A 13,635-nucleotide genomic window follows, 5' to 3' on the forward strand; every position below is an offset into this window, starting at 1 on the left:
ATCAGCCGCGGACCGACGACCAGATGGCACTGGCGGCCTCGGCGTCATGGGCCACATAGACCGGCACCAGCAGTTCACCGAGTTCCGCGACCTTGACGTAGAAACCGGGGACCGACGCCGCGGCCGCCCTTGCCTTGTCCGGTGCGAATTCCCCGTCTTTGCCCTTGAGCAGGCTGGTGAACGCCTCGCCCAGCGGGCCGCGGCCGAGCTGGTTGGCGGCGACCATCCGGTTGTTGTCGCGCGTCCAGCCATCGCGGAGATCGGCGGACGCGCCGCGCAGATTTCCCATGAAGGAACCGGTCGCGTCCGGGTCCATGTCGGCGACGTCGTCGCCACCGTTCAGGCTGAGCCAGGTCATCGGCGCTCCCCCGCGATCTCCCGGTCGAGGACGTGCAAAGCGGGCCCGAACCGCAGATCGGCCGGTCCGGCCTCGGGGTTGTCCGGCAGGTGTCCGGCGACGACCGCGGCGCACCGCTCCTGGGCGCGTTCGGCGGCGCGGTGGATCGTGTCCTTGATGGCCCGGGCCAGCTCCGCGGAATCGGGAACGCGGTAGATACGCGGATCCAAGCGCAGCTCGACCAGTTCGCCGTAGCCACCGGCCGTCGCACTGATCAGCCCGTCATCGGATTCGGCGGTGGCCCGCAGTTCCGCGATCCGCTCCTGGGCCGCACGGAGTTCCCCGGCCATTCGCCGGTAGTCGTCGTACCTCTCCACGATGCCTCCTGTCTCCGGCTCAGTCTGTGGCCGTCACGCGACTGTCGTGGGCGGGTGGCAGGTTGCGGCCAGCGGACGCCGACCTCCCGGTCCTCGTCCGACTATTGCCAGGGTGAAAAGACATCGGATGCTCGCCGCCGCGACGGCCCTGGTCGCGCTTCACTGCGGCACGGTCGCGGCACCGGCGTATGCGGCACCGCCCGCGGGCGCCTGCCGTGATCCGGAGCCGGCGCACGCGGAGGTTCAGGCGGAACCCTGGGCACAGCACTTGCTCTCCCCGGAACGGGTTTGGCCGCGCAGTCGCGGCGCCGGGGTACTGGTGGCGGTGGTGGACTCCGGGGTCGACGCCGACCACCCTCAGCTCAGCAGGCCGGGGAAGGTACGCCAGGGCAGGGATTTCTACCTGCCGGGCGGACTGCCGAGTTCGTTCGACTGTGTCTCGCACGGCACCGGGGTGGCAGGTGTCATCGCCGCCGATCCGGTGCCGGGCATCGGTTTCCACGGCATCGCCCCGGACGCGGAGATCCTCCCGGTCCGGATCACCGACCGCGACCTGAGCGACCAAGGCGACTCACTGCGGGTCGACCCGCAGGTGGTGGCGAACGGGATCCGGTACGCGGCGGACCAGAACGCGAAGGTGATCAACCTTTCCCTGGCCGGGCTGAGCGACTTCCCCGTCATCCGTGACGCGGTCGCGTACGCCGTCTGGAAAGACGCGGTGGTCGTCGCCGCCGCGGGCAACTCACAACGGGACACGAACTCCGGACTGCCGTCCTACCCTGCCGGCTATCCCGGCGTGCTCGGGGTGGGCGCCGTGGACATCGACGGTGCCCGGATGAACGCTTCGCAGATCGGCCCCTACGTCGGGATCATGGCGCCGGGCGCGAAGGTGCTCGCGACAACCCGCGTGGCGGGCCATGCCTACGTCGACGGAACCAGTTTCGCCGCGCCGTTCGTCTCCGCGACAGCAGCGCTGGTGCGGTCCGCGTGGCCGGATTTGTCCGCCGCGCAAGTGATCCAGCGGCTGAAGGCGACCGCGAACCCTGCACGAGGCGGCCGGGCGAGCACCGCGTACGGCGCGGGGCTGGCCGACCCCTACCGCGCGGTGACCGACGGACTCGCCCCGGAGAAACCCGCGGCTCTGCCTGCCTTTGCTCCGGGGCCGGTCGACCAGGCGGCCCTTGACCGGGCCGAACGGCTGAGGGAGACCGGGTCGGCCGCGAAATGGCTGACCGCCGCCGCCATCGCCGCGATCGTAGCGTCCGCTGTCGGCGTGGCCGTCGTGATTCGCGGGCGTCGACGGCGGTGGCGTCCCGGCCGGGTCGCTCCGCTGCCCGCCGAGCCTGCCACTGTCGAGCCACCGGAACAGATGTTCCTGCTCACCAAGCGGTGAGCTATTTCGTTTGACTGGATGGCGGCACGCGTGTCGTCCATCCAGTCGAACGAACCGGCCGTTCGGTACAGGTGGGTAGCAAGGACACTTACCGCTCACGAGACGAGAGGCCCCGCCGAGCCAAGCTCGCCGGGGCCTCTCGTCCTCAGTGGTCAGCGCGCTCAGAGCCCCCTGAGCAGCTGGGCGGCCGCGCGGGGCGCGTCCAGCACGGTCTCGAACGCACCGCGCACGCCTTGGGCCTGTCCGAGCTGGGTCTGGAAGGTCTCGTTGGCCTTCGCCATGTTGCTCTGCACCAGCTCGTTCAGGTCGTGACCGAACCCGGACTTGACGTCCGAGTCGTACAGGAAGCCGACTTCCTGTCGTTGCAGAGCGACATTGTCGATCTGGGTGTTCGCGTCGGAGTTGATGGCCGTCACCATCATGTCGCCGGTTTCCCGGTGTGCGGTGACCCGCTCGGAACTCATCCCCATTGCCTGTCTCCCTTCCGAGTCACAACCTGTTGGCGAGGTTGTAGTCCACTGATTTCTGTACCGTCCCGGCCGCGCTCGAGTCGTAGTCGAGGATGACGTCGCCGCCCTTCGTCATGGCGTCCGAAGTATCGGTCGCCACCCCGACATTGAAGGTGGTCGTCCCGTGCCGCGACGTGTCCACGTCACACATGGCGGGAACGAAAACACCGCTGCACGCGGAAGCTCCGTTCTCGACCGCTTTCGCGACCTGCGTCGAACCATCCGCCATGCCCTGGCCGAAGTCTTGGTGACGCACCGCTTGCGCACGCAACGCGGTGACGTCGTCGTCGATCAGATCCCAATACGACATGCTCGGTTCTCCTTTCCGTACCTGTCCTCCGGAATCTAGGCCGCCCGGCCGCCGTATCCCGGCCCGCGGCAAGTTCCTGCCAACGCCGTCTGGTGCCGCTCGTTTTCCCAGACGATCGGGACCGTGGCGACAATCATGGTGAAACGGCCGAGCCGTCGGCCGGCTCCGGAAATGCCTGCCGGCGAGCTGATCCTGCAGCCGCCGCCGGAGATCCCGCCGCCGCCCGCGCGGCAGTGGACGCAGATCTTCATGGTGCTGCCGATGGTGGCGATGATGGCGGCGATGCTGTTGATGTACTCCGGCAGCATGACCGGGCAGATCCGGTTCGTCATCTACGGCCTGATGGGCGTCGGCATGCTCGGGATGGTCGTCACCGGCTTCCTCCAGGGTGGTGGGCCGAGCAAACGAGAGATGGCCTACGCCCGGCGGAAGTACCTGCGCCACCTGTCCCAGCACCGGCTGCGGCTGCGCCGGTCGGTGCGAAGGCAGCGCGAGGCGATGGAGTACCTGCATCCGGATCCCACCACGTTGTGGTCGCTGGCTTCGAGCTACCGCCTATGGGAGCGGAGGAAGAACGACCAGGACTTCGGCATCGCCCGGATCGGCCGGGGCCCGCAGACGCCTTCACTCGGCCTGATCGCGCCGGACACCAAACCGCTCGAAGACCTGGAACCGTTGTCGGCGCTGGCCTTACGCCGGTTCATCACGACGTACACCACGGTGCACAGGCTGCCGATCGCGATCGCGGTCAACGGTTTCAGCCGGATCTTCCTCCGCGGCGACCGCACCACGTCACTCGGCGTCCTGCGCGCGATGCTGGCGCAGCTGGTCACCCTGCATTCCCCGGACGACCTCCGCATCGCGGTCTGTGCCGGGCAGGATCGGGTCGTCGATTGGGACTGGGTCAAGTGGCTGCCACATGGGCTGCATCCGGAACGCACCGACGCGCTCGGCCCGCTGCGCCTCGTCGCGCCGGGCATCCAGGCGCTCGAGTCGATGTTGGAAGAGGAATTGGTCAAACGTCCGCGCTTCGACCCAGAGGTGGACGTCCGGGTTCCCGGCCCGCATGTGGTGGTCGTCCTCGACGGCGGCTCGATCGCGGGCTCCGACCACCTGATGACCGGTGGTGGTGTCGAAGGGGTGACGGTGGTCGACCTCACCACGATGCCCCCGCGCGCGCTGGACCGGACCTCCGTGGTGCTCGCGGTGGACGCCGAGGGTGGACTGGTCAGCGAAACCATCGACGGGGAAGCCCCGCTCGGGCAGGCCGACACGCTCGGCCCTGCGGCGACGGAGGGGCTGGCCAGGCAACTGGCCCCGCTCCGGCTGACGGCGGGTCTGCGCGGTGAGGCCACGCTGACCTCGGAACTGGGACTCGCCGAACTGTTGCAGCTCGGGGATCCCTACGAATTCGACCCTGCCGACACCTGGCTGCCCCGGCCGAACCGGGACCGGCTGCGGGGGCAGCTCGGGATCCAGGAAGACGGCACCCCGATCGAGATCGACCTGAAGGAGTCGGCCCAGGAGGGAATGGGCCCGCATGGCCTCCTGATCGGCGCGACCGGTTCCGGCAAGTCCGAACTCCTCCGCACCCTCGTTTTGGCGCTGGCCGTCACCCATCCGCCGAACTCGTTGAACTTCGCCCTCGTCGACTTCAAGGGCGGTGCCACTTTCGCCCGCCTGGACGCGCTTCCGCACACCAGCGCCGTGATCACGAATCTCGCCGACGAGCTGCATCTGGTCGACCGGATGACCGACGCGATCAACGGCGAGCTCATCCGCCGCCAGGAACTGTTGCGTGCGGCGGGAAATTTCTCTTCGCTGCGGGACTACGAGAAGGCACGGGCGGCGGGCGCCCCGCTGCCCGAAGTACCTACGCTCCTGGTGATCTGCGACGAGTTCTCGGAACTGCTGTCCGCCAAACCCGACTTCATCGACATGTTCGTCCAGATCGGCCGAGTCGGCCGCTCGCTGGGGGTCCACCTGCTCCTTGCCTCACAGCGGCTCGACGAAGGCAGGCTTCGCGGGCTCGAAGCCCATCTGTCCTATCGCGTCGGATTGCGGACCTTCTCCGAAATGGACAGCCGTGCGGTCCTCGGGGTGGCCGACGCGTTCCACCTGCCCCGCGCTCCCGGGCACGGTTTCCTCAAGGTCGGCACCGAGCCGATGGACCGGTTCCGCGCCGCCTACGTCTCCGGGGTCTACCAGCGCGACAACGGGATCCCGGTGCCGTCGACCGGACGGGAACAGCTGCAACTGCACGAATACACGACGGCCTATGTCGCTCCGGAGGTCGGTTCCGACGAGGTGGCGGAAACCGTCCCGGCCGAAGACCAGGACACAGCCGTCGGCGAGACGCTCCTCGACATCCTCGTCGACCGGCTGGAGGGTCAAGGCACCCCGGCGCACCAGGTATGGCTGCCGCCGCTGGACGAATCGCCCACTCTCGACGCGCTCCTGCCCGGCCTGACCGTCCACCCGGGACGTGGCGCGACCGCCGGCCCACCCGAACTCGCCGGGGCATTGCGGCCGGTGCTCGGGATCGTCGACCGGCCGTTCGAGCAGCGCCGCGACCTGCTGACACTCGATCTGTCCGGCGCCGCGGGCCATCTGATGGTGCTCGGCGCGCCGCAGACCGGCAAGAGCACCGCCGTGCGCACGCTGATCACGAGCCTCGCTCTCACCCACACCCCGCGTGAAGTGCAGTTCTACTGCCTGGACTTCGGCGGCGGCACGCTCGCCTCGATCAGCGGCCTGCCCCACGTCTCCGGCATGTCCGGGCGGCTCGACACCGGCGCGGTCCGCCGCACGGTCGCCGAGGTGGCCGCCCTGCTCGCCCAGCGGGAACGGATGTTCGCCGAGCACCGGATCGACGGGATCGCCACCTACCGGCGGCTCCGGGCGGGCGGCGGATTCCCCGAAGACCCGCACGGCGACGTGTTCCTGGTGGTCGACGGCTGGCTGACGCTGCGGAACGACTTCCCCGAACTGGAAGAGACCGTCAACGACATCATCGCGCGCGGCCTGTCGTTCGGTGTGCACGTGGTGGCTTCGTGCACACGTTCCTTCGATCTGCGGATGAACGTGCGGGATCTGTTCGCCAGCAGGCTCGAACTCAAGATCGGTGACCCGATCGACTCGGCCATCGACCGACGCGCCGCGATGAGCGTCCCGTCCGGAGCACCGGGCCGGGGGCTCGCCATGCAGGGGCACCAGATGCTGATCGCCCTGCCTCGTGTCGACGGGAAGGCCGAGGCGGGCGATCTCGCCGATGGGCTCGCCGCGCTGGTCGAAACCGTCCGCACGGGATGGCCGGGTGAACCCGCGCCGTCGGTCCGCCTCCTGCCCGGCGTCCTGCGCTACGAGGAACTTCCCGAATCCGACGAGATCAGCGGTCCCGAGGCGGGCCTCGCCGTCGGGATCCACGAAAAGGATCTCTCCCCCTTCCGGCTCGACTTCACCGCCGACCCGCATTTCCTCCTCCTCGCCGACACCGAATCGGGCAAGACCTCGTTCCTGCGGCTGCTGGCACGCCGGATCACCCGGGCCTATACCCCCGAGCAGGCCAAGATCGTGCTCATCGACCACCGCCGCGGCCTGCTCGGCGAGGTCGGGGACGACCACCTGCTCGCCTATGGCACCAGCGACACGCACAGCCGTGGCCTGCTGACCGAATTGGCCGGGATCTGCGAAAAACGGCTGCCCGGCCCGGATATCACTCCGGAAGAATTGCGGGCGCGCAACTGGTGGCAGGGCCCGGAGATCTTCGTCCTGGTCGACGACTACGACATGGTGGCCACTCACAAGGAACATCCGTTGCTACCGCTGCTGAACCTGGTCGCGCACGGGGCGGACGTCGGTCTTCACCTCGTGCTCGCCCGCAGGACCGGCGGCGCCGGGCGTGGGATCTTCGAACCGTTGTTCGGCCGGGTCAGGGAAGTCGGCGCCCCCGGTCTGATGATGTCGGGTGACCGGGACGAAGGCCCGTTGCTCGGCGGGATGCGGGCGCAGGTGCTGCCGCCGGGCCGGGGCTGGCTGATCGACCGGCGCGGGAGCAAGGGCCTGGTCCAGCTGGCCTGGCTGCCGCCGGAGGAGTAGCTCTGGCCGGTTCCTGTCGCGGCGGCCCGCCGGGGCGGGCGAAGTGATTGCCTTTCGGCGAAGACTCGAATTCAGGGGTGGAAAATGGGGCTTGGCGATGAGATCGACGGAGACACCAGTGCCATGGAGGTGTTCTCCCAACGGGTTTCGGCGCTCGTCGCCGAGGTTCCCGGCGGAGCACTCCGTCGTGGCGTGGATCCGGCGTGCGCCAACGGTCTGGTTCAGTGTGGCGACCTGGCCGGCATGGACGCCGAAGTCACCAAACAGCTACAGAAGTTCATCACGGACGTCATTTACGGGTTCAGTGCCTACGCCCTGTTCGTCCGTGACGAAGGCGTGAAGTACCTCGCGGCCGCCGAAAATGCCAAAAAGACCATTCTCCAGGGTCTGCGCGACCGGCAGGACACCGGACTGCCGACCGTCGCGCCGGAGTTCCCGGTCCCAGCGGACCAGCCGAAGTAGGAGGATTCCGATGGCGTACGAAGGGCTCTCGGTCGACCAGTTGCTGAAGCGGATCGAGGCGGAACTCCCGCATGTCAACAGACTCGACGACGCGGCGAAGATGTGGGACGCGGCACGGGAATGGATCGACGACAAGCTCGCTCGTTTCCGCGGCGAACTGCAAAGCCTCAGAAGCGAAGGCGGGTGGACGGATACCGCGGGTGAGCTTTTCGCCGCACAGGCGGAAAAGGACCTCGAGTCGTTGCGCTCGTGGACCCAGGCCACGGCCGAGGTCCCCGGCTATCCGATCCCGATGTACAACGACAACACCAACCTCGGACAGGTGGGGATCTCCGTCGGCTCCACGGCGGGCATAACCAGGTCCGGCGTGGCCGACGCGCTGCGAAAGCTGGCCGGTGACATCCAGACCACGTACAACAACGTGAAACTCCTGCGCGATGACTTCCACCTCAAATACGGCGCCGACGCCGACGCGAAAGCAAAGCACGAGCCGGACTACCAGCGGAAGATCATCGATCATCTCACCTCGCTCGGAATCAACTACTTCAGCGCGCAGTACGTGATGAGGAACGCACTCGGCGCACCGTGGAGCGGGCCCCGTGCGGCACCGCAGAATCCGGCACCCACCGCGTCCACGACCGACTGGGGCACCGGCGGGGCGGGCGACGGAACGAATGGCGCCGGGACGGACGGGACGCCGGTCGAACCGGCCGCGCCGACCGAACCGACCACCCCGGATTCCCCGGAAGACACCGGAGATCCGGATTCCCCACAAGAGATCATGGCCGCCGCTTCCTCACTACTGGACAGTGGCTCCCAGGCGTTGGACGCGGCAAGCGGGCTGCTGGGGCAATTCGGTGGTGGCAGCACGGATCCGACCGGCGACCTGACCCCCCTCGAACCCGGCGAATTGACGCCTTGGAGCCCGCTGCCCGGAATCGACCCCCTCGGCACGTCCGGTTTGCCCAGCCTGGCAGGCCTCGACGCCGGCGCGGCTGGCATCGGCGGCGGAGGAGGTGGCGCGCCGTCGACGGCGGGCCCAGTGCCCGTATCCGGCACGGCAGGCCTCGGCGCTTCGATGCCGGGAGCACCGCTTCCCGGGACCGGAACGACGGCGGGGGCGACGGGCGCGTCGCGCGCTGCGGCAGGAGGGATGGCAGGCCCGGGGATGATGCCCGCAATGCACTCGCCGCATGCCGGCGGGGGCGGTTCGTCGAGCGGGATCCGGCCCGGAGCCGCCGAGCAGGTCAACGCCGTCCGGTCGCGGAAGCCCGACAGCACACCGGGTGTATCGCTGCGGGGCCGGACCGGACGAGCCGGCGCCACCACCCCGCCGCCCGCCGCCGAACGGCGATGGGACGGCGAGAACACCGTCCAGTTGCTCGACGAGGAACTGTGGCAGGTCGGCCCGACCGGGTACGACGAACCGAAGTACCGCACCGGACAGTAAAGGAGGGGGCTCATGCCCGATTTCGTCGATGGTGACCCCGAAGCGATGGCCGCCTACTCGGGGCAGCTCAAGGCGCCGGACCTGCCGGGTTCGTTGAGCAGGCTGGGACACGGCCTGAACGCGTCCGGGTTGTTCGAGGGCATCGCGATGTCCTTGCTGGACAAGGCCGCGACCGCCGAGATGACGGCCTTCCTGACGAAGATCACCGAAGAACTCGTCACGGATTCGACGAAGGTGAAGACCATCGCCGCCGGCTACACGGCCGCGGACGCGGCGAGCGCGCTGTCCCTGGCCACGTCGTCCTTCAAAGTCGCGGAGAAGGGCTTGAGCCTGCTGAAGCAGGCATCGAGCTCGATCAGCCAGGCCCCGAAGTCCCAGAACGAATCCACCGAGGCATCTGCGGCCGACGGCTCGCAGGCGAGTGTGTGAGGAGCCACCGATGATTCCCTACCAGCTGCTCCCCATCGAAATGCACGACGCGATGGCCCGTGCCGAAGCCGGCAAGGCCCAGGCCCTGCTCGATGCCGCGAACATGTGGACCGAAGTGCGCGGCTGGATCGACACCACCGCGGCGGAGATCAGCACCCGGGTCGGCGAGCTCTCTCCGGAATGGACGGACGACGCCGGGCGGCTGCACGAAGAGCAGGCCCAGCGAACGCTGGCCGAACTCAAGTTCTGGGGCGACCGGATCGATCTGGCCAAACCCGCCGAAACGCTGACGACGCTCGCTTCCGACGTCACGGCGACCGCGGCGGCGGTGGCGGCTCTCTACGCGGAGTACCGGCTCATCGCGCTCAACCCGCTCGCCGCGCCCGCGGCTTTCGCACTTCAGCAGGCATCGGGCATGAAGATGACCGAACTCGGGGGGCATTTCGACCTCTCGATGCTCAGTGTCTGCGCGGCCGCGGGGATCGAGTCCCCGGCAGACCTGTTGCCCGAGCAGCAAGCCGTCTCGGCGGAGGGAAACTCACCGACGGACTTCCTCGCCGCCGCCGAGGCCGGGATGAACGCGCTCACCGAACTGCAGAGCCTCGCGGAGACAGCGGGATCGTTCGGCGGCGGGGCAGGATCCGGGCTTCCGGCATCCGAGGGCCTGAGCGGGCTGGGTTCGCAGAACGGCTCGTCCGGGATCTCCTTGGCAGGGCTCGCTCCCCTGCCGCCCACGGCGGGCTCGCTCCCGTCGCTCGGCGGTCTCCCCGGCGGTTCCGGCGTCCCGCCGATTCCGTCGGGGCTGCTCGGCGGGATCGGTGCGGCCGGCGGGCTCGGCGGGCTCGGCGGCGCGGCCAAACCGGTCGTCGGAAAGCGGGCCCCCAGCCTGGCGTCCGAGGTCCAGCCGGGCGCCGCGAGCCCTTCCGGGACCAAGTCCGCGGGGACGGGGGTTCCACCGATGATGTCGCCCCACGGCGGCGGGGGCCAGGCCACCGCGGGCACGCTGCGGCCCGGCTCGAGCGACCAGCCGACCGGGCGGAACGGCGCGTCACGCAGGACGTCGTCCGGGGGAAGCGACGGTGTTCCGGCGAAGCTGCGCGGCCGGGCCGCCAACGGCAATCCGGACGCCGGGTTCACGCTGACGCGCGGACGGCGGCCAGGTGAGTCCGAGTCGGGTTCGGTGCAGATGCTCGACGAAGACCTGTGGCGGCCGAACTCCCGCTGAGCCGCTTGTACGTGAAGGCCCCCTTCACTGCGCTAGACGCAGTGAAGGGGGCCTTCACGTCGTTCCCGTATCTCGCGTGATTGGGGGCGTAACTCGCGTGTTGTGCCTTCAAGCACGCGAGTCACGGTCAGCGGCGGGTCAGCCGCCCAGGGTTTGGCGCCGCGCGGCGGCCGGGTCGAGGCTCGGGCCCTCGGGCAGGCGCGCGACCAGACCGGCGGGAAGGCGCACCGGTCGCGCCGATGGGTAGCCGAGCATCTTCAGCACGTCGGGTGAAGCCAGCGGATAGCGGCGCCCCATGTCGGTCACGACGGTCAGCGTCCCGGCCGGGGCCTGTGCGGAGGGCATCGCCTCGACGACGATCGCGCTGCCCGGCGGAACGTGGACGCGGTCCGCGAGCGGGGTCCCGGCGGCGGTCCGGCGGGCGGTGGTGGACATCGGGTCCGCGGCGGGCAGTGCGGGGTCGACGGTCAGCGCGGGCGCCGCGGAGCCGTCGCCGAAGGTGGCGCACACGGTGGCGTCCTGGTCGCGCACGCGCGCGATGGCCGGACGGGTCGCGGGTGCCGCGCCGGCGTCGGCCCGGACCGGGTCCAGCTGACGGGACATGGTCGCCAGCGAAGGTGGCAGCGGCACGGTCTTCGGTTCGGTACCGGGATAGGCGGCGAGCATCTGGGCGCTCGCGCGCTGGACGTCGTACTGCAGTTCGGTGATGGGGCGCAAAGCGTCCCGCTCGGCGAGGTAGTGCTGCTGTCCGCCGCCGGAGGTCCGCACCATCAGCAGCATCCCGTTCCGGATGTCGGTCCGGCCGGGTACCGCGGTGGACACCTCGCCCGCCGCCGCGACCGGGAGCGGGCCGATCGGCGTGCCTTCCGGGAGCACGTCGAGCCACGCCCGGCCCACCCGCGCCCACGGTTCGGCGGTGAGCGCGAGCCCCGTGCCGACGGCGCCGTAGTCGTTGATCCGGTGCCGATGCCCGCGCCACACGACGAAGCGGTCGCCGGTCGACGTCGATTCCACCAGCAGCGCCTGGTCTCCCAGTTCCGCGCCGCCCGACGGCGACGCGCCCGCCAGCAGTACCGATTCCTCGATCCGGCTGCCCGCAAGGTCGCTCGCGGGCGCCGAGCACAGCGACCATGATCCGGTGAGCAGCTTTTCCGGGCCGGGCAAGCCGTCCGGCGCGTCGGCGATGCCGATCCGGGGCCCTCGCGGGACTCCGGCGAGCGAATCGCGCGAAACCCGTTCCGTGGTGCCGTGTTCGCCGAGCAGCAACAGCGCGGACGCGTAGTTCGCGACGGGGTGCAGCCGTTCGTCCAGGTAGACGTACCGCGTCCCGCTCTCCTTCTCCACGATGACGGCGGCGTTCTTGCGCCAGGCGTTGTTCCCGCCCGGCACGATCATCCCGTAGACCCCGACGCACGCCAGCGCCACGATCGCCAGTGCGACACTGGCGAACGCGGCACCGGACGGCCGCCGGAACGGTGGCTGTTCCGGGTCGGTCTCCCTCGTCACGAGCGCGGAGATCGCGCGCTGTACCAGGAATTGGTACGCCTGCAGTTGATCCCGTTTGGACGCCATCGTTTCAGCCCCCCAGTCCGCGCACGTAGCCGTACAGGCCGAGCACCGAACACGCCACCGGGACGACGGCGATCGTCACCAGGATCTCGAAGTATTCGGCGATCCGGCCGAGATACGGGTTGGCGGCGCGGGTGCTCAGCACGACGCCGGAGGCGATCACGCCCGCCGCCACCGCCAAGGACAGCGGCCCGGCCAGGACGAGCAGCAGCGAACGGTCCGCCATGAGCGGGCCGGCCAGCAGGCACCCGGCGCCGAAGATCCCGGTCACCAGCACCAGCAGCCGCTGCCGCAGGATCGGGTACAACCGCGCCCGCACCAGGAAACCCGCCGCGAGCAGGGCGACGAGCACGACGGCGGCCTCGCTGTCGCTGCGGATCAGCTGCAGCTGGCAGTACATGACGACGATCGCCGCGCCGCCCAGCATTCCGGTGAGCAGCGCGTCCGCTCTGGCGACGGCGGCGTGCACGAGATCGAGCGGTGGCTGGGGATCGTCGCGGACCAGGTCCGCGGTCGACCGCGGCAGCACCGGCATCGGCACCCGGCCGAGCCGCAGCGCCAGCGGCGCGAACGTGGTCGAGAGCACGAGGACCCCGCCGCCGAGCACGGCCGCCGACCGGTACCCCGCCAGGTCGTCGAAGGTGGCCAGCCAGCCGCCGAGCACCCCGAGCAGACCGACGGTGGCGGCCCCCGCGAACAGTTCGGGCGCGGCGACCACCCCCAGATGGCCGACGACGGCCGCGAGCAGCAGCGCCGCGCTCGCCAGCAGCAGATGACCGGCGGACAGCGCGCCGATCGGGTCATCGCCCGCCAGCAGGAGACCGCCGCCGGCGAAGGCGAACGGAAGCGCGACGGCGGCGAGCACCGCCCCGGCACCGGCGTCGCGCAGCGCCCGCGCGAGCAGGACACCCGCGGCCAGCAGCAGCGCGGAGACCGCCAGCGCCCAGGACGCCGGTGACGTCCACGGCGGGCCGGCGCGCAGTACGGCGAGCAGACCGAAGGACATCGCCACCCCGCCGGCGGCCAGGCCCGCCTGCCGCGTGTGCCGCGGCCCCCAGGCCTTGCCGGTGCGGCCGGAGCCGGTGGCGATCGCGTCCACCAGGTCGTCGTACTCGGGCTCCGGCCATTCCGCGCGGCGCGGCGTCAGATGGAGGATCTCCCCGTCCCGGACCCGGTGCGCGCCCAGCGTCCGGTCCAGATCGAAGGGTGTCCCGTCGGCGCGGCGCAACTGCCAGCCGCCGCCGGCGACCCCGTCGTCGGCCATTCCCTCGCCCGCCCGCGCGAGCAGGCCGGGGAGGATTTCGGCGACGGACGCGTGTTCCGGCAGCGCCATGTCGATGCGCCGGTGCGGAGTGGTGATGGTGACCCTGACCAGGCCGGCAGTCTGCATGGGAAAAGGGTCGGCCAGCGGCCCGCGCGCCGGGCCGCCGCGGCAGGAACCTGCCGCCGGGAAAGTACTCCGAATCGGGTCTTCTT

12 protein-coding genes are annotated in these 13,635 nt (G+C 70.1%); 6 read left to right on the top strand and 6 right to left on the bottom strand.

Going from position 1 to position 13,635, the window contains the following annotated elements; translation table 11 throughout:
- Position 1: 1 nt before the first annotated feature.
- A complete protein-coding gene (locus AC0685_RS13585) occupies positions 2-358 on the bottom strand; it encodes a hypothetical protein (protein WP_478225783.1) in 357 nt (118 codons plus the stop codon).
- Positions 355-714: a YbaB/EbfC family nucleoid-associated protein gene (locus AC0685_RS13590; RefSeq protein ID WP_478225784.1), complete on the bottom strand. Its 360-nt coding sequence runs from the start codon at positions 712-714 to the stop codon at positions 355-357. The genes AC0685_RS13585 and AC0685_RS13590 overlap by 4 nt, the downstream gene beginning before the upstream one ends.
- 127 nt (positions 715-841) lie before the next feature.
- Between AC0685_RS13590 and mycP the strand changes: the two genes are divergently transcribed.
- A complete protein-coding gene (gene mycP, locus AC0685_RS13595; protein WP_478225860.1) occupies positions 842-2,107 on the top strand; it encodes a type VII secretion-associated serine protease mycosin in 1,266 nt (421 codons plus the stop codon).
- A gap of 161 nt (positions 2,108-2,268) precedes the next feature.
- Here the strand turns inward: mycP and AC0685_RS13600 are convergent, their stop codons facing one another.
- Positions 2,269-2,577: a hypothetical protein gene (locus tag AC0685_RS13600; protein ID WP_478225785.1), complete on the bottom strand. Its 309-nt coding sequence runs from the start codon at positions 2,575-2,577 to the stop codon at positions 2,269-2,271.
- A 19-nt stretch (positions 2,578-2,596) separates the two neighbouring features.
- The gene (locus AC0685_RS13605; RefSeq protein WP_478225786.1) at positions 2,597-2,926 is read right to left on the bottom strand and encodes a hypothetical protein; all 330 of its coding nucleotides are present in this window, start codon (positions 2,924-2,926) and stop codon (positions 2,597-2,599) included.
- A gap of 123 nt (positions 2,927-3,049) precedes the next feature.
- Between AC0685_RS13605 and eccCa the strand changes: the two genes are divergently transcribed.
- The 5 genes from eccCa (at position 3,050) to AC0685_RS13630 (ending at position 10,590) form a co-directional block, all read left to right on the top strand.
- Positions 3,050-7,024: a type VII secretion protein EccCa gene (eccCa, locus tag AC0685_RS13610; protein ID WP_478225787.1), complete on the top strand. Its 3,975-nt coding sequence runs from the start codon at positions 3,050-3,052 to the stop codon at positions 7,022-7,024.
- An 84-nt stretch (positions 7,025-7,108) separates the two neighbouring features.
- On the top strand, positions 7,109-7,486 hold the full coding sequence (locus AC0685_RS13615) for a hypothetical protein (protein WP_478225788.1): 378 nt from the start codon (positions 7,109-7,111) through the stop codon (positions 7,484-7,486).
- Positions 7,487-7,496: 10 nt separating this feature from the next.
- Positions 7,497-8,936: a hypothetical protein gene (locus AC0685_RS13620; RefSeq protein WP_478225789.1), complete on the top strand. Its 1,440-nt coding sequence runs from the start codon at positions 7,497-7,499 to the stop codon at positions 8,934-8,936.
- Between the two features lie 12 nt (positions 8,937-8,948).
- Positions 8,949-9,365 carry a hypothetical protein gene (locus AC0685_RS13625; RefSeq protein ID WP_478225790.1) on the top strand — a complete coding sequence of 139 codons (417 nt, stop codon included), beginning with the start codon at positions 8,949-8,951 and terminating at the stop codon, positions 9,363-9,365.
- 10 nt (positions 9,366-9,375) lie between these two features.
- Positions 9,376-10,590 (top strand): hypothetical protein, encoded by a 1,215-nt coding sequence (locus tag AC0685_RS13630; protein ID WP_478225791.1) that lies wholly within the window; start codon positions 9,376-9,378, stop codon positions 10,588-10,590.
- A gap of 138 nt (positions 10,591-10,728) precedes the next feature.
- Here AC0685_RS13630 and eccB read toward each other — a convergent pair whose 3' ends face one another.
- Both eccB and eccD read right to left on the bottom strand, forming a co-directional pair.
- Positions 10,729-12,162: a type VII secretion protein EccB gene (gene eccB, locus AC0685_RS13635; RefSeq protein WP_478225792.1), complete on the bottom strand. Its 1,434-nt coding sequence runs from the start codon at positions 12,160-12,162 to the stop codon at positions 10,729-10,731.
- A gap of 4 nt (positions 12,163-12,166) precedes the next feature.
- Positions 12,167-13,549, bottom strand: coding sequence for a type VII secretion integral membrane protein EccD (gene eccD, locus AC0685_RS13640; protein WP_478225793.1), 1,383 nt, complete (start codon positions 13,547-13,549; stop codon positions 12,167-12,169).
- Positions 13,550-13,635 lie beyond the last annotated feature (86 nt).

This window comes from Amycolatopsis sp. NPDC043889 (genome assembly GCF_056435645.1).